17 protein-coding genes and 1 pseudogene are annotated in these 15345 nt (G+C 58.5%); 16 read left to right on the top strand and 2 right to left on the bottom strand.

The window, feature by feature from the left end; genetic code table 11:
• The first annotated feature begins 25 nt into the window (after positions 1 to 25).
• The 7 genes from LG290_RS04870 to LG290_RS04900 are packed head-to-tail and all read left to right on the top strand — an operon-like array spanning position 26 to position 7358.
• Positions 26 to 1219 carry a CpaE/TadZ family protein gene (locus LG290_RS04870; protein ID WP_499836469.1) on the top strand — a complete coding sequence of 398 codons (1194 nt, stop codon included), beginning with the start codon at positions 26 to 28 and terminating at the stop codon, positions 1217 to 1219.
• A gap of 45 nt (positions 1220 to 1264) precedes the next feature.
• Entirely contained in the window at positions 1265 to 2632 is a 1368-nt protein-coding gene (locus LG290_RS04875; protein ID WP_499836470.1) for a TadA family conjugal transfer-associated ATPase, read from the top strand.
• Positions 2623 to 3621 carry a type II secretion system F family protein gene (locus LG290_RS04880; protein WP_499836471.1) on the top strand — a complete coding sequence of 333 codons (999 nt, stop codon included), beginning with the start codon at positions 2623 to 2625 and terminating at the stop codon, positions 3619 to 3621. The genes LG290_RS04875 and LG290_RS04880 overlap by 10 nt, the downstream gene beginning before the upstream one ends.
• A 12-nt stretch (positions 3622 to 3633) precedes the next feature.
• On the top strand, positions 3634 to 4608 hold the full coding sequence (locus LG290_RS04885) for a type II secretion system F family protein (RefSeq protein WP_499836472.1): 975 nt from the start codon (positions 3634 to 3636) through the stop codon (positions 4606 to 4608).
• Between the two features lie 53 nt (positions 4609 to 4661).
• Positions 4662 to 5603 carry a tetratricopeptide repeat protein gene (locus tag LG290_RS04890; protein ID WP_499836473.1) on the top strand — a complete coding sequence of 314 codons (942 nt, stop codon included), beginning with the start codon at positions 4662 to 4664 and terminating at the stop codon, positions 5601 to 5603.
• A gap of 22 nt (positions 5604 to 5625) precedes the next feature.
• Positions 5626 to 6066: a TadE/TadG family type IV pilus assembly protein gene (locus LG290_RS04895; RefSeq protein ID WP_499836474.1), complete on the top strand. Its 441-nt coding sequence runs from the start codon at positions 5626 to 5628 to the stop codon at positions 6064 to 6066.
• 2 nt (positions 6067 to 6068) lie between these two features.
• Entirely contained in the window at positions 6069 to 7358 is a 1290-nt protein-coding gene (locus LG290_RS04900; protein WP_499836475.1) for a pilus assembly protein TadG-related protein, read from the top strand.
• 101 nt (positions 7359 to 7459) lie between these two features.
• Here LG290_RS04900 and LG290_RS04905 read toward each other — a convergent pair whose 3' ends face one another.
• Positions 7460 to 8341: a helix-turn-helix transcriptional regulator gene (locus tag LG290_RS04905; protein ID WP_499836476.1), complete on the bottom strand. Its 882-nt coding sequence runs from the start codon at positions 8339 to 8341 to the stop codon at positions 7460 to 7462.
• A gap of 478 nt (positions 8342 to 8819) precedes the next feature.
• Here LG290_RS04905 and LG290_RS04910 point away from each other — a divergent pair, with 478 nt between their 5' ends.
• Positions 8820 to 9011 (top strand): winged helix-turn-helix domain-containing protein, encoded by a 192-nt coding sequence (locus tag LG290_RS04910; RefSeq protein ID WP_499836477.1) that lies wholly within the window; start codon positions 8820 to 8822, stop codon positions 9009 to 9011.
• Between the two features lie 111 nt (positions 9012 to 9122).
• Entirely contained in the window at positions 9123 to 9575 is a 453-nt protein-coding gene (locus LG290_RS04915) for a hypothetical protein (protein WP_499836478.1), read from the top strand.
• 79 nt (positions 9576 to 9654) lie between these two features.
• On the opposite strand, the gene LG290_RS04920 is transcribed toward LG290_RS04915, so the two are convergent.
• On the bottom strand, positions 9655 to 10155 hold the full coding sequence (locus tag LG290_RS04920) for an SCO family protein (RefSeq protein ID WP_499836479.1): 501 nt from the start codon (positions 10153 to 10155) through the stop codon (positions 9655 to 9657).
• 284 nt (positions 10156 to 10439) lie between these two features.
• Between LG290_RS04920 and coxB the strand changes: the two genes are divergently transcribed.
• The 7 genes and pseudogenes from coxB to LG290_RS04955 all read left to right on the top strand — a co-directional run bounded on the left by coxB (position 10440) and on the right by LG290_RS04955 (position 15209).
• Positions 10440 to 11366, top strand: a complete 927-nt coding sequence (gene coxB, locus LG290_RS04925; protein ID WP_499836480.1) for a cytochrome c oxidase subunit II — start codon at positions 10440 to 10442, stop codon at positions 11364 to 11366.
• Between the two features lie 212 nt (positions 11367 to 11578).
• Positions 11579 to 11749 (top strand): annotated as a pseudogene (locus LG290_RS04930) (cbb3-type cytochrome c oxidase subunit I); the annotation flags it as partial.
• 118 nt (positions 11750 to 11867) lie between these two features.
• Positions 11868 to 13214 (top strand): cbb3-type cytochrome c oxidase subunit I, encoded by a 1347-nt coding sequence (locus LG290_RS04935; protein ID WP_499836481.1) that lies wholly within the window; start codon positions 11868 to 11870, stop codon positions 13212 to 13214.
• On the top strand, positions 13210 to 13614 hold the full coding sequence (locus LG290_RS04940; RefSeq protein ID WP_499837031.1) for a cytochrome c oxidase subunit 3: 405 nt from the start codon (positions 13210 to 13212) through the stop codon (positions 13612 to 13614). Before LG290_RS04935 ends, LG290_RS04940 begins: the two co-directional genes overlap by 5 nt.
• Positions 13615 to 13627: 13 nt before the next feature.
• On the top strand, positions 13628 to 13978 hold the full coding sequence (locus tag LG290_RS04945) for a hypothetical protein (RefSeq protein WP_160417176.1): 351 nt from the start codon (positions 13628 to 13630) through the stop codon (positions 13976 to 13978).
• Positions 13975 to 14340, top strand: a complete 366-nt coding sequence (locus LG290_RS04950) for a c-type cytochrome (protein ID WP_202114629.1) — start codon at positions 13975 to 13977, stop codon at positions 14338 to 14340. The genes LG290_RS04945 and LG290_RS04950 overlap by 4 nt, the downstream gene beginning before the upstream one ends.
• Positions 14337 to 15209 (top strand): c-type cytochrome, encoded by an 873-nt coding sequence (locus tag LG290_RS04955; protein ID WP_499836482.1) that lies wholly within the window; start codon positions 14337 to 14339, stop codon positions 15207 to 15209. The genes LG290_RS04950 and LG290_RS04955 overlap by 4 nt, the downstream gene beginning before the upstream one ends.
• Positions 15210 to 15345 lie beyond the last annotated feature (136 nt).

The following is a 15345-nucleotide window of genomic DNA, read 5'->3' on the forward strand; positions in this document are numbered from 1 at the left end:
CACTTTTTGATGACAGACAGGTGACATGATGCGCAAACGGCTCAAGATACTGCTGGCAGGAAGGGGGCAGGAGGAGTTGAAGGCTCTGGAGGCGCTACTATGCAGCCAAGGGGATATAGAGGTGAGTTCACGATTGATGGTCAACGGCAGTGTCGATGCGCTGCAGGGCATCGACTCCCTGCCCGATGCCCTGGTGCTGCTGGTGGGAGAATCTCAGTGGGAGGCCGAGTTGACCGCGCTCTGCGAACGCCCGGCCAGCGCGCGCCCGCCACTGATGGTGGTGGGACCCAAGGGCAATGTGGAATTGATTCGCCTGGCCATGCGCGCCGGTGCCCGCGACTTCTTCTCGCCGCCCATCGACGACAGCGAGATCATCCAGTTCCTGCGTGAACTGACTCGCGATCGTCCGGTGGAGCCGGGGCGAGCGGCGCGTACCACGGCGGTGATCAATGCCAAGGGCGGCTCCGGTGCCAGCCTGGTGGCGGCCAACCTGGCCCACCGCCTGGCCCACGATGGGCACAACACGGTGCTGGTCGATATGGACGTTCAGTTCGGTTCTTTGCCGCTCTACTTCAATCTGGTGCCCGAACATGGCCTGGTACGGGCGCTGGAGTCCGCCGACAGCCTCGATGCCCTGGCGCTGGAAGCCTACCTGAAGCGCCATGAAAGCGGCCTGGCGCTGCTCGCCTCGTCGCCGGGCGATCACCTGGGGCTCGGCGAGGTGCCCGAATCGAAGGTCGAGCAGCTACTGCAGGTGCTGGGAAGCGCCAACGAGGAAGTCGTGGTCGACCTGCCGCGCTGGCTCAACGGCGCTACCGCCTGCGTGCTGGAGCGCGCCGACAATGTGCTGATAGTGATGCAGCAGAGCGTGGCCCACCTGCACGATGCCCAGCGCCTGCGCGACATTATTGTCCACGAGCTGATGATTCCCGCCTCGCGGATCAGCGTGGTGGTCAACCGCTTCGATAAGAGAAGCGACATCGGTCTCGCTGCAATCGGTGATGCCCTGCCGGGGCTGACGCTGCGCACCCTGCCCAATGATTTCAAGCGTGCCAGCCAGAGCATCAACGTGGGCAGCCCGCTGCGCGACCTTGCCCCCAAGGCACCGCTGACACGCCAGCTCAAGGCACTTGCCGAGGCGCTGGAGGCCCCATCGCCGAGCGCTGAACCCGTCAGGAAGCGCTCATTTCTAGGCTGGGCCCTGCCGGCGAGGCACTAGCAGGACCACGAATCATCCATCAGGTCATCCATCAGGAGAACCGCCATGAACCTGCACGAGCGCACGACACCGCAAACCGATGGCGAACTGCGCGCCAGCTGGGCCAGCCGTGGCGCCGGGCGGCTGTCCCAGGAAGAGCAGGAGTACAAGCAGCAGCTCTTCCGCAAGCTGGTCAAGGTGATGGATCTCACCCTGCTGAGCAGCCTGGCTGAGCGCGAGGCTCGCCAGCAGGTGCAGCAGGTGTGCGAGTCGCTGATGAGCAAGGACACGCTGCCGTTCAACGCCGGGGCGCGCCAGCGTATCGTCACCGAACTACAGGATGAGGTGTTGGGCCTGGGCCCGCTGGAGACGCTGCTCGCCGACAAGACGATTTCGGACATCTTGGTCAACGGCACCACGCCCATCTACGTTGAGCGCCGCGGCAAGCTGGAGCAGACGGCACTGCGCTTCGACAGCGATGCGCATTTGATGAGCATCATCGACCGCATCGTCTCCGGTGTCGGCCGGCGTATCGACGAGTCCTCGCCCATGGTGGATGCGCGACTCAAGGACGGTTCGCGGGTCAATGCGGTGATTGCGCCGCTGGCCATCGACGGCCCCATGCTCTCCATTCGTCGCTTCGCCGTGGAAACCCTGGGTGTCGACAGCCTGATCGATTACGGCAGCCTCTCACCGGAGATTGCCCAGTTGATGGAGAAGGTGGTCAAGGCGCGGCTCAATGTGCTGGTCTCCGGCGGCACCGGCGCCGGCAAGACGACGCTTCTCAATGTGCTCTCGAGTTTCATTCCCCACAACGAGCGCATTGTTACCATCGAGGACTCGGCGGAGCTGCAGCTCCAGCAGCCCCACGTAGGGCGCCTGGAAACACGCCCGCCCAACATCGAGGGCAAGGGTGAGATCAGCCAGCGCGACCTGGTGCGCAACAGCCTGCGCATGCGTCCCGATCGCATCGTGGTGGGCGAGGTGCGTGGTAGTGAAGCCTTCGACATGCTGCAGGCCATGAACACCGGCCACGACGGCTCGCTCACCACCGTCCACGCCAATACCCCGCGCGACGCTCTCACGCGCATCGAGAACATGGTGGCCATGAGCGGCTATCAGCTGCCGCCCCAGGCGCTGCGTTCACAGATCGTCTCGGCCATCGACGTGGTGGTGCAGATCGAGCGCCAGGAAGATGGCGTGCGCCGCCTGGTCAGCGTGCAGGAGGTCAACGGCCAGGAAGGCGAGATCATCACCATGTCGGAGATCTTCCGCTTCGAGCGCGAAGGCCTCGATGCCGAGGGCAAGGTGATAGGCCGCTACCTGGCCACCGGCGTGGTGCCGGGCTTCCATGAACACCTCAAGCGCCGTGGTCTCGACCCGGGTCTGGAGATCTTCCAGAACACCGGGGGAGGCCAGCGGCCATGGATCTGAGCAGCCTGCTGGATATCGAGCTCTCCGACCGGATGATCGTCATCGGCATGGTGTTCATCGCCGTCTTTCTGCTGATGCAGAGCTTTCTGGTACCGGCCTTCGGCGAGAACCGCCAGGCCCAAAAGCGCCTCAAGAAGCGCCTGCGGGCGATCTCCAGTGAGGGTCAGCAGAGCAGCAGCTCGTTAATTCAGAGCAAGTACCTGAGGAAGCTGTCGCCCCTGGAGCGGATGCTGGAGCGCCTACCCGGCATGGAGCGCCTGCATCAGCTTATCGAACAGACTGGGCAGGAAATACCTGCCTATCGCGTGGTGCTCTACTCGGTCTGCCTGGGAGGCATCAGCGGGGTGGCAGGCTACCTCTTGTTGCCTCAGCCCATGCTGGGCGTGCTGCTGGGGTTGGCCGTGGCGGCGTTTCCCTTCATGCGTCTGCTACGTGCGCGGAAGCGCCGTCTGGCTCGTTTCGAGGAGCAGCTTCCCGATGCGCTGATCATCATGGCCCGTGCCCTGCGTGCCGGGCATCCTTTCAGCGATGCCATGCACCTGGTAGCCGAGGAGCTGGCCGAGCCCATCGCCGGTGAGTTTCGCATCGCTTTCATGGAGATCAACTACGGCGGTGACGTGCGCAATGCCCTGCTGGGGCTGCTGCGGCGCGTGCAGAGCGTCACGGTGATGATCTTCGTTACCTCGGTACTGATCCAGAAGGAGACCGGCGGCAACCTGGCCGAGCTGCTCGATGGTCTCGCCGCCGTGGTGCGCGACCGCTTTCGCTTTCAGCGTAAGGTGCGCACTCTCTCGGCCGAGGGGCGGATGGCTGGCTGGATTCTCTCGCTGCTGCCGTTCGGCATGGTGGGGCTCCTTACGCTGGTCAACCCGGATTTCATACCCATGCTGACCCAGGATCCCTTGGGTCGGCAGTTGGTAATCGCGGCTTTCGTGATGGTGGTCATCGGGATTCTGTGGCTGCGCAAGATCGTCCGCGTCGAGGTGTAAGGAGGAAACGAAATGGAAATACTCCTGGTATGGCTTCAGCCACTGAATGACTGGCTGGAAAACCCTGCAGCGGCACAGATGGGCTTTGCCGCTCTGCTCGGGCTGGCGATCTTTGCCCTCCTGATTGCGCTTACCATGGTGGTGATGGGTGCCTCCGATCCGCTGCGCCGGCGCCTGCGCAGCCTGGAAGCGGGTGGCACCGATGCCACGGCGAATTCGGAATCGGGCCTGCATGAATGGCTGGGTCCCATGGGCGAGCGACTGGTGCCCACCAAGGAGGAAACCCGCAGCCGCACCGCTCAGGAGTTACGCCGAGCCGGCAAGCGTTCTCCCGGCGCGATCAACCTCTTCTTCGGTGTGCGTCTGTTGCTCACGGTGGGGCCACCCCTGGTGATGTTGCTGGTGCTACCTTTCCTGCGTATTCCGCTCAACGTCGGGGCCTTGCTGATTGCATGCCTGGCGATAGCGGGCTATCTACTGCCGCGCTTCTGGCTGGAGCGAGCCATCAAGCAGCGCTCGAAGCTGCTCAGCCGCGGCCTGCCCGATGCCCTCGATCTGCTGGTGGTCTGCAGCGAGGCGGGGCTGGGCCTGGGGGCGGCCATCCAGCGCGTTGCCCGCGACCTGGAGATCAGCCACCCGGAGTTGGCTGATGAGTTGAACCTTTACACTCTTCAGACGCGTGCCGGCATGGACAACAGGACGGCACTGCGCGACCTGGAGGAGCGCACTGGTGTCGACGATATTCGTGGCCTGGTGACTACCCTGCTGCAGAGCATGCGCTTCGGTACCAGCATCGCCATGACGTTGAGGCTTTTCGCCGTGGAGCTGCGCGACAAGCGCACCCAGCAGGCCGAGGAGCGGGCCGCCAAAGTCAGTACCAAGATGCTCTTTCCTCTGATTTTCTGCATCCTGCCTAGCTTCATGCTGGTAACTCTGGGGCCGCCGATACTTGGTGTGATCGCTGCGTTCTCGCGGAATGGGTTGTGATTTTCAAGTGATCATTGCCATGACGGGGTGAGTACTTAAGGAGTTATATGATAATGAATAAAATTAACAAAGCGGGCTGTGCTGTTCTTCTGATGACCTTGGTGCTCAGTGGCTGTGCGACGACCAACCAGCAGGCAGGTTCGGATCCCTACGCGGCATTGGGCAGTGGCGGCTCTTCGGTGGAGTACAGCACGGCTTTCCCCGTGGCCTCGCCAGAGGAGGCCTACCGCAACGGGGCGACGGCGCTGCGCGCTCGAGACCCCGACCGGGCGCTCTTCGAGTACCTGCGAGGGTTGCGCATGGAAAGAACGCCCAAGGCCGACCCGCTTTATCGTGTAGGGATCATCCATCACGGCCGGGGTAACCATGATCTGGCCGAGAAGGCCTACCTCTGGGCGCTGGAGATTGATGGCAGCCACGTGGGCGCCCGCACGGCGTTGGGGGTTGCCCTGCTTGAGCAACAAGCCTTTGATGCCGCCGAGCAGCAGCTGCAGCCACTGGTTTCACGGGGCAACGCTCCCTGGCAGGCGTATAACGCTATGGGGGTGATTGCCGACATGCGCGGTGAGTACACGCTGGCACAGAGCCATTATGAGAAAGCGCTGGAGGCAAGCCCCGGCACCCCGCTGGTACTCAATAACCTAGGCTACTCGCGATACCTGGCGGGCGACTGGGAAGAGGCCCGCCGGGCGCTGCGCCGTGCGGTAGGTGTCAACCCCGGCTATGAACTGGCCTGGCGCAACCTTGGCCTGGTCTATGCCCGAGGAGGCGACTTCGAAACCGCGGTCGAGGCGGTGGCGCGCAACGGCGATCGGGCCAAGGCCTACAACGACATCGGCTATATCTCGATGCTGGAAGGTCGCTATAACGACGCCATGGGTTTCTTCGAGGAGGCGATGCGGCTCTCGCCGGCGTACTACGTTACCGCCAGCCAGAATGCCCAGAATCTGGATAGTCTGATGCGGCGCAACGGTAATAAGCTGTCTATCAACTAGTGCACAGAGGGGAGGGGCGGTCATGAAAAGGATACGGTCGTTACACAAGCAGCAAGGGGCAGAAACAGTCGAATTCGCCATAACATCAATTCTGCTGTTTATCATCCTCTTCGGAATTATCGAGTTCAGCGTGGCGCTGTATGACAAGGCCGTTTTGACTAATGCCAGCCGGGAAGGGACCAGGGAAGGGATCCTCTTCAAGCCCGGACCCCGGGATCTGACGGCGGAAGACGCCGCCATCAAACAGGCGATTCGCGACTACGCCGAGCAGTACTTGATTTCTCTGGGTGGCCCTGCAGAAATGACGATTGATATTTTACGATCCGATACCAGCATGTCACCTGGAAGTGAGGTGATCGTTACTGTTGATTACCCCTACCGTTTTCTTCTCTTGCCGGGATTTGTTGGTACCTTGGGCGGCATTATTGAGATACAGGCTATAACCAGCATGCGAGCGGAATAAACATGAAAACTTACAACCATAACGTAAGGAATAACCGCTTGGGGGGAAGCAAACATCAGCGAGGTGTGTCGACGGTGCTGGTGGCTGTTTCTCTTCTCGTGCTGTTGGGTTTTGCAGCGTTGGCGATCGATGTTGGCAATCTCTATGTGGCGCGAAATGAGTTACATAATGCCGCGGATGCGGGTTCCTTGGCAGGTGCGCGGTTTCTCTATTGCGAGGACGGTAGCAGTGTCAATGACGGGACCTGTGTCGAAGCAATATCCAGCGCCGATCAGATCGCAACTACAGCGGCACAAGCCAACCAGAGCCAGAACAGCACGGTTGAAGTCATCAGCGCGCGGCGGGGCCACTGGAGTTTCACTACCCGAGAATTTACGGCCAGCTCTTTGACAACGCCACCTGATTTGACCCAGTCAACCGCAGACTTGGATCTGAATCTCAACTTTATAAATGCTGTTGAAGTCGTCTCGGCGCGCCAGCAAACACCTGTAGAAACCTTCTTTGCCCGTGTCCTAGGTATTGACGACGTTGACGTCATGGCTCGCTCGGTCGCCTATATCGGTTTTGCCGGGGCGCTCCGCCCCGAAGATGTCGACCAGCCGATTGCCATGTGCCGCCAGGCCCTGCTTGACGGTGACTCATACTCCTGTGACGTGGGGCGGTTCATTCCCGAGGGAGACCAAACCGGTGGCTGGACGAATTTCGAGCATGACGATAGCGGTGCGACGAATGCCAATGACCTCAAGGAGCTGATTTGTGGCGATGGCAACCCTAATGAGTTGCACTTTGGAGAGGATATCGCCACTAACAATGGTCAGGTTCAGGCGGCTTTTCAAGCACTATACGATTGCTGGGTCGAGGAAACCGACAAGGAACGCCTGTGGAACCTGACACTGCCGGTCGTGGATTGTGAGGAGGGTATCGCTCCGAGTAATCCGCTGGTGGGCGCGGTAAACCTGAATATTGCCTGGATCGTCGACCAAAGTAACAAGATCGACGACGATGCCCCCTTGCAAATGGAGTTGCCCCCGGAAGACAGCGATGGGATCTCTCCCGGTACCTGGAGCAATACTGCTCCCGATGGCGTGACACGTTGGGATGATTTCGTGACCGCGATGAATATCCGTGATTCCGATGGGGGCTTGGCAACGTGGAGTAGTGATTCCCAGGAAAGTGGTTGGCGTCAGAAGAGCATCTACTTCCTGCCTAGCTGCAGCTATCACGAGCCCAAGGGCCAGACGGGCGGCGAGAACTTTGGCATTCTTGCCGAGATACCGGTACTGGTGGATTGACCAGCAGGCAGACATGCCCGTTCAGCAGAGCGCCGGCGGAGTCTTGCTCCGCCGGCGTTCCTGTTGTTTCGGCCTTTTCCGCGTCGCTTGGATGCTTGCTCTCAGGGGATGAGCGATTTCAGCAGAGGGGAGAGTTCGGGCAGTGCTGTTGGTGGGGTGGCAAATGCAGCCTTCGCCCGTGCGGTTGCCAATTCGGTGGCCTCCAGCCGGTAACGGGAAGGGGGTTTGCCGACGTAGCGCTGGAAGGTACGTGTGAAGTAGGAGAGATCGCGAAAGCCTACCGTGAAGCAGACGTCGGTAATGGAGACCTTGGGGTTGGCCAACAGCCGCATCGCCTCGCTGATGCGCCGGTGCAGCAGGTATTCCTGAAAGGTGATGCTGGTCAACCGCTTGAAGAAACGACTGAATTGAAATCCGCTCAGCCCACAGAGTTCGGCGACCTCGCCTTGGGTGATCTTGCTGTGAAGGTTCTGGTCGATGAAGGAGATGGCGCGCTGCAGACGCGCTTGCTCGTCGCCAAGTCCCGAGCAGTGGAGTCGTGCCTCTGGCGGGATGTGATTCTTGACCTCGACAACAGCGCGCTGGAGTGCCTTGGCTTTTTCCGGCAGGCGCATGCTGTAGAGCGTGCCCAACACTTCAAGGAAACGCGTCATCTCGAAGGGTTGGACGAAGTAGTCCCATACCCTGGCGCGAAATGCCCAGACCGCGAGGGACTCGGAATGGGCCTGGGTGACCATCAGCAGGGGAATGGAAGGAAATGCCTGTTTGGTTTCACGCAGGCTGGCGAGACCGTCGAGGTCCGGATAGTCGTACTGGAAGCAGGCGGCGATGGGCGGCCTGGCTTTCATCAATGGAAGCGGATCCTGTCCGGGGGCAACGATCTCGAGGTGGTATCCCTGCCGTTTCAGGGCATCATGGTATCCATCTTCGATCGGTTCCTGCAGGGTTCGCAGTACTATTAGCATGTAGTTATGAGCGATCATGAATGTTCCCCCTTGCTCACTCTATCGCTGTACGGCAGGGTGAATAATGCTTTGCTCAGCATAGTACCAGCACGCATCTGTGCGACATTTCTTTAATTTTTTTAACATTGATGTGGAAGATGGCCACTTTTCTTTTTATTTCAAATGCTTGAAATAGAAGTGTTACGCCTGTGATTCTCCAATGTTGAGAGCAAGCTCACTCATTATAGTGTAGCCATCCTGACAAGTAGTGTAGACGCCTTGACAAAAAACATGCGGTATCTGATGAGAAAGCGTGAAAATAAAGTGTGGTAAAGCTGCTTTATATAGACTTATGTATCTATATTGGCCGAGGTTTCACGTAATATAACAATACGGTTGGCTTGTGTTTGCATGAAAGCTGCCTGGACTGCCTGGAGCGACACACCCCAGCGTCATCAAGCTTTCGTTGTCTCCCGTGGCCTGGCTTAGGACGCCAGTCAGCGCATCCAGTCATGGGATGGGCAGTCTAGCGGTTGTTGAATTATGTAAGGCAGTGTCCCGCAGTGAGCTTTTGCAGCATGTCTGGGGCACTAGTTATCAGGGAGGCAGCAACGTGGTCGACGCCGTTGTGCGCACCTTGCGCCGCAAACTTGGCAGCCAGGCTGCGCGGATCGAGACGTTGACCGGCGTGGGTTATCGGCTGCGATGATCGATTATCGTCTAACATGATTTGTGTGCTTTCTTTATCAATGCCTGTGAAGAAAGCAAGGGGTTTAAACTGACTCAGTCGCTTAGCTTGAAGAGCTAGAAGGAGAACATTGTGTTCAGGACAATATTTATCTCAGCGGCGATAACCACAGCGCTCGCCGGTGCTGCTCCCGTCCTTGCGCAGCAGGACAGCCAAGGTGATTACAGTACTCAAGGAGGAGAGCAAAACTCTCAAGGCGTAACGCAAGATGCCGAAAGCTGGGATCATGAGCCAGGGCGCGAAAGCCGCAATCCAGGCCCTGATATTAGCGAGGAGGCCGAGTCGCAGCTGGAAGGCTCTCGTGAAGGAATGTCGCAAGACACCGAAAGCTGGGATCATGAGCCAGGGCGCGAAAGCCGCAATCCAGGCCCTGATATTCAAGACGAAGCCGAGGCTCAGCTGGAAAGGTCTCGAGAAGGGGTAACGCAAGATGCTGAAAGCTGGGATCATGAGCCAGGACGCGAAAGCCGAAATCCAGGCCCTGATCTTGGGGAGGAAAATGAGCCGCAAACTGAAATCCAATAAGTGACATCTATGCTCAGTAGTACCTTGAAGGCTCAGCCGAGCTCTATAAAAGGCGCGCAGAATAACTATGCGCGCCTTTTTATTGGGTGCTGAGAAGCTGGCGTAGATCGGCAAGCACGGCGTCTCTTGGATCACTTTCTCGCATCAGTAGCTGCGCCTCTCCGTCACGATTGAAGGCAAAAACCGCACTTGAGTGCGACACATCGTAGTTGCCGGCATCGTCCTTGGCTCCATAGCCGTAGGTAACGCGATAGCGGCGCGTCAGTGTTTCCAGCTGAGCCTTGTCACCGGTAAGGCCGATGAATTCAGGGCCAAAGGACTCGGTATATTCGCGTAATGTCTCAGGGTCGTCTTGGTCCGGGTCCACTGAAACAAACAGTACGCGCAGGTCATCGCGCAACTCTTTCTCCAGCTCTTCTTCCAGTTCATTCGAGACTGACGCAAGGGTGGCGAGCGTCGTCGGGCAAATATCCGGACAGTGGGTGAAGCCGAAAAACAGCAGGATGATTCGGTTTTGATAATCTGCAGCACTGACCGTTTCTCCTTGCTCGTTGGTAAGCTCGAATTCAAGCGGAGGCATGAGCCCGGAGATATCCTTGGTTTGCCAGCTTGGCTCGGAGCAGCCGCCAAGCAACATGATCCCCGCGAGCAATAGAAATTTTCTACCCCTTTGTCGGCTAGTTCGCCGCATCTTCTGTTCTCCTATCACCTTGGATAATCGGGTAGCCAGTGGAAAGCATAGCCAGTGGAAGCATAGCAATATGCCGAGAAAGGCACGCCATGGCTGGATTAGCATTCTTGGCTAGACTGACATCATAGCGTATCGACACATGCGCCTTTTTATACGCCGAAAATGGAAAGGGAATGATTCCAGGGACGCGCTCAAGGGCCATCGTAATACTGGGGGCTGGCATTGCCACACTGCTATCTGGCTGTTCCGGTTCGCAGTCGGCTCTCAATCCTGCAGGGTCGGCGGCCGACCTGATCGCGAGGCTGTGGTGGCCGGCCCTGGTCGTTGCCAGCCTCGTCACAATGCTGGTGCTCGCACTGCTGCTGGTGGCCATCTTTCGCGCCCACAAGAAAGGCGCCGCTCTTCCGCTCAGTGCACGTCAGAGCCGTAATCTGGTGATCGCCGGCGGCATCATTCTCCCGCTTGCAGCGACCATCCCCTTTGCCCTATCCAGCTTTTCCATCGGGCGCGAGATTGATGCTCCGCTTCCCGATGGCGCCCTGACCGTGGAGGTGGTGGGAAAACTGTGGTGGTGGGAGGTGCATTACCTGGACGAAACGGGAGGACGAATCGCCACGACCGCCAATGAGATCCATATCCCCGTGGATGAACCGGTTCGGTTCCTGCTGAAGTCGGACAACGTGATCCATAGCTTCTGGGTGCCCAACCTTCAGGGCAAGACGGACATGATGCCGGGCCGTACGAACGTCACCTCGGTGACGGCGAACCAGCCCGGCATTTACCGTGGGCAGTGCGCAGAGTACTGCGGTACACAACACGCCCTGATGGCGTTCTTGCTGGTCGCCGAGGAGCCGGAAGTATTCGAGGCTTGGCTGGAGGGTCAGCGACAACCGGCGATGGAGCCGGCAACGGCTCAGGAAATGCTTGGGCGTGAGGTGTTTCTAAACGAGGATTGCGCTGACTGTCATGCCATTCGCGGCACATCGGCAGAGGGGCAGGACGGCCCGGACCTGACGCATATTGCCAGCCGTCGGACGTTGGCCGCAGCCACGACTCCCAATCGTATCGGCCATCTCGGCGGCTGGATCACCGATCCTTAGCACATCAAGCCCGGCAATCAGATGCCGTCGACCGAATTGTCGCCAGCTAATCTACAGGCACTACTTAGCTACTTGGGGAGCCTGGAATGACCCTCCATAAAGCCGCCGAGCAGCGCGACATCATCGATTCGCCGGAGGAAACGGCACATCTGGCCAGGACATGGTATTCGCCTCGTGGGTTTCCCGGCTGGTTTACCCAGGTCAACCAGCGAATGATTGGTAAACGCTTCATCATCACTGCCTTCATCTTCTTTCTGCTGGCAGGGATTCTAGGCTTGCTGATGCGGCTCCAGCTGGCCGCACCCGAGCAACAGCTTCTCGGGCCGGAGCTCTACAATCAGTTTTTTACCATGCACGGGACGGTGATGATGTTTTTCTTCGCCATTCCGGTCATGGAAGGCGTTGCGATCTACATCGTGCCGCTGATGGTCGGTACCCGCGACATGGCTTTTCCCCCGGCTCAATGCCTTCGGTTATTACGTTTACCTGATTGGCGGGATTGTGCTGTTCGGGTCGCTATTGCTGGGCATGGCACCGAATGCCGGTTGGTTCAATTATGTGCCCTTGGCGGGAAAGCTCTATTCGCCCGGCTATGGGGTGGATGTCTGGACCACCATGATCACCTTTATCGAGGTCTCGGCGTTGACGGCGGCAGTGGAGCTGATCGTGACCATTCTGCGAATGCGCGCGCCGGGCATGTCGCTGAACCGTATGCCGCTGTTCGTCTGGGCGGCACTGGTGATGTCTTTCATGATCGTGTTCGCCATGCCCGCGGTGATCGTCAGTAGTACCTTGCTGATTCTCGACCGCTTGGTGGATACCCAGTTCTTTATTGTCGAAAGCAGCGGGGAGCCGCTGTTGTGGCAGCATCTCTTCTGGTATTTCGGGCATCCGGAGGTCTATATCATTCTGGTGCCGGCGTTGGGGATGATCTCGACGATCATTATCACCTTTACCGGACGCCCGATTTTCGGCTACACGGCGCTGGTGCTCTCGGTGGTGGCGATCGGCTTCGTGAGTTTCGGCCTGTGGGTGCATCATATGTTCACCACTGGTTTGCCGCAGCTCGGCATGAGTTTCTTTACCGCCGCCAGTGCGACGATTGCGATTCCCAGTGGCGTCCAGATATTTTGTTGGATCGCCTCCTTGTGGGGGGCCAAGATTCGTTTTCACACCCCTATGCTATGGGTGCTGGGTTTCTTCGCCATCTTTGTTATCGGCGGGCTTACCGGGGTGATGGTCGCCTCGATTCCCTTCGATACTCAAGCACATGACACCTTCTTCGTGGTCGCGCATTTCCACTACGTCCTGATCGGCGGGGCCGTGTTTCCATTGATCGGGGCGGTTTATTACTGGTGGCCCAAGATCGTCGGGCGGCTGATGAACGAGACGGCGGGAAAGTGGAGTTTTTGGCTGGCGTTCATCGGTTTCAACATCACCTTTTTCCCCATGCATCAATTAGGGCTCGAAGGCATGCCGCGCCGCATTTACACCTATGCCGACGAGATGGGGTGGGGGGATCTCAATATGCTGGCGACGATTGGTGCCCTGGTGTTGGCGGCCGGTTTCGGCATTACGCTGATCAATGCGCTCTGGAGTGTGTCTCGCGGCCAGCAGGCCGGCGCGAATCCGTGGACTGATGCGCGTACTGGAATCCGTCGATGTGTCGGGAATGAGCCGCTTCAATCCGGATCGGCGAGCGCCGTTGTGGTGGGGAATTCTGGGTCTGATTACCATCGAGTCGGCCGTCGTCCTGACGTTTTGCGTCAGTTATCTTTATCTGGCGGCCTATGCCGAGACTTGGCCACCGACAGGAAAGGCGCCACCGATACTCTGGCCAAGTATTAACCTGGGACTACTGTTGCTCAGCAGCTTCACCATGTATCTGGCCGGGCAGGGAATCAACCGTGGTGACAAGTGGGTTCTGGCGATCGGGGTCACTACCAGCGTGTTGCTGGCCACAGTTGTGTTAGTGCTGCGTTCGCTGGAACTCATGGCTTACGAGTTCAGCTGGAAAGATCATGCCTACGGTTCGATCGTCTGGGCCATCTCCGTTTTTCACTACGTTCACGTAACCTCCATCGTGGTGGGTAGCGCGGTGGTCGCCATCCTGGCATGGCGTGGCTACTTCACCAGGGAGCGGCAGATCGGCGTCGTGGTGGATACCAATTATTGGTACTTCGTGTGCATCGCCTGGATTCCGTTTTACCTACTACTCTATTGGGTGCCTCGTCTTTATGTCGGCTAAAGCGCGAAAAGGAGTGACTCGCCATCCCCTGCGGTTATGGACCGGCTGGGTAGTCGGGATCATCGCTTGGACATTGCACCTGATCGCAAGTTACCTCCTGGTGTCATGGGTATGTGCCACAGGCAATTACTGGGCATTGCATGGCGTGACATTAGCGACCCTGGCGATGAGTGTCGCCGGGGGATGGGTGGCCTGGCGGCAGTGGAGCGAGGTCGGACGACAGTGGCCGGACGCTGGCGACCCCCAGGCCCAGACATCAAGGATACGTTTCATGGCAGTGGGAGGCTTGATGATAAGTGGGCTATCGGCACTGCTCATCGTGGCCGAAGGCATCCCCAATTTTTTCTTGAGTGCATGCCTATGACGACGAAACCTGCTTTTTCTGTTTTGCTCATGCCCTTGTTCTTCGCCGTGGGCTGTAACGAGAGCGAGGTGATGTCGCTGCCGGGTGACCCGGCGAAAGGCAAGATGGCAATTGCCGCCTACGGCTGTGGGAGTTGCCACGCCATCCCCGGTATTCTGGGAGCGAATGGCCGTACAGGCCCGCCTCTTGAGCGTATCGCCGAACGCACTTATCTGGCGGGGGTGCTGCCGAACACACCCGAACAGATGATGCGCTGGATACGCATCCCTGAAGCGATAGATCCGCTTACGGCCATGCCGAACATGGACGTAAGCGTAAACGACGCACGCGATATCACTGCTTATCTGTACACACTGAAATGAATGATCGAGTCCCTAAGCGTTTAGTCGACCGGGCCCGCCATCGCCTAGTGGTCCGTCTCACCATCATCGGAGTGGCAGTAGCCATCGCCATGGTGGCAGGCGCGGCTACGTTCGTGTTTTGGGGAGCTTATAATGTCTCTGCATTGCAACAGCACACCGAGCCCGTTTATACCTTGCTCAATACGGCCTTGGATCGCTCCATACGTCAGCGGGCCGAAGACATTGAAGTGCCGCCTCTGGACGATCCGGCAATGGCCGAGCAGCGGCTGCGTTATTATCGGGAAAAATGCGTGCAATGCCACGGCGCTCCTGGTATCAGCCGGGACGACGTGGGTAAGGGCATGACGCCTGTTCCTTCCAATCTGGCCCATACGGCGCGCAGCCGGAGCCCCGCTGAAATATTCTGGACCATTAAACACGGTATCAAGATGACCGGTATGCCGAGCTGGCAGTTCATATTCACCGATGAGGAAATTTGGCAACTTGTGGCTTTCCTCATGCAAATGCCAAGGCTCTCTCCGGCCGACTACCAGGCATGGGTTGCCGAGGCGAGAAAGGAAAGCACCTTCGCTGCAGCGCCGGTCTCTACACCTGACCCTGAGCGCGGCCGACTGGCAATGTATGGCTATGCCTGTATCGCCTGTCACCGGATTCCGGGCTTGGTCGGGCCGCAGGTCGATGTCGGCCCCCCGTTGGAAGGCATTGGTGAGCGCCGTTACATTGCTGGCGTATTGGCCAATAATTTCGACAACATGGTGCACTGGCTTCAGCGTCCCACTGAGGTGGATCCCCTGACAGCCATGCCGGATCTAGGCGTTACCGAACAGGACGCGATGAACATCGCAGCCTATTTGAGCTTATTGGATTGAACATACGTTTATCCCTACAGGTCACTTCCCCCTCGCTGAAGCCCACGTAAGCGCGCATGAAATAGCCAAGCTGAAAAGCATCGCCATACAGAAATATGACGATGCATTAGTGCGTTTAATTTATATTTTTTTCTGT

Origin of the sequence: Halomonas sediminis (assembly GCF_044871105.1) — a bacterium.
GTDB classification, from domain to species: domain Bacteria; phylum Pseudomonadota; class Gammaproteobacteria; order Pseudomonadales; family Halomonadaceae; genus Vreelandella; species Vreelandella zhuhanensis.

Bases quoted from the DNA above. Each gene is read 5' to 3' on its own strand.
- LG290_RS04870 (WP_499836469.1), top strand. From the start codon at position 26: ATGATGCGCAAACGGCTCAAGATACTGCTGGCAGGAAGGGGGCAGGAG.
- LG290_RS04875 (WP_499836470.1), top strand. From the start codon at position 1,265: ATGAACCTGCACGAGCGCACGACACCGCAAACCGATGGCGAACTGCGC.
- LG290_RS04880 (WP_499836471.1), top strand. From the start codon at position 2,623: ATGGATCTGAGCAGCCTGCTGGATATCGAGCTCTCCGACCGGATGATC.
- LG290_RS04885 (WP_499836472.1), top strand. From the start codon at position 3,634: ATGGAAATACTCCTGGTATGGCTTCAGCCACTGAATGACTGGCTGGAA.
- LG290_RS04890 (WP_499836473.1), top strand. From the start codon at position 4,662: ATGAATAAAATTAACAAAGCGGGCTGTGCTGTTCTTCTGATGACCTTG.
- LG290_RS04895 (WP_499836474.1), top strand. From the start codon at position 5,626: ATGAAAAGGATACGGTCGTTACACAAGCAGCAAGGGGCAGAAACAGTC.
- LG290_RS04900 (WP_499836475.1), top strand. From the start codon at position 6,069: ATGAAAACTTACAACCATAACGTAAGGAATAACCGCTTGGGGGGAAGC.
- LG290_RS04905 (WP_499836476.1), bottom strand. From the start codon at position 8,341: ATGATCGCTCATAACTACATGCTAATAGTACTGCGAACCCTGCAGGAA.
- LG290_RS04910 (WP_499836477.1), top strand. From the start codon at position 8,820: ATGGGCAGTCTAGCGGTTGTTGAATTATGTAAGGCAGTGTCCCGCAGT.
- LG290_RS04920 (WP_499836479.1), bottom strand. From the start codon at position 10,155: ATGCCTCCGCTTGAATTCGAGCTTACCAACGAGCAAGGAGAAACGGTC.
- coxB (WP_499836480.1), top strand. From the start codon at position 10,440: ATGATTCCAGGGACGCGCTCAAGGGCCATCGTAATACTGGGGGCTGGC.
- LG290_RS04950 (WP_202114629.1), top strand. From the start codon at position 13,975: ATGACGACGAAACCTGCTTTTTCTGTTTTGCTCATGCCCTTGTTCTTC.
- LG290_RS04955 (WP_499836482.1), top strand. From the start codon at position 14,337: ATGAATGATCGAGTCCCTAAGCGTTTAGTCGACCGGGCCCGCCATCGC.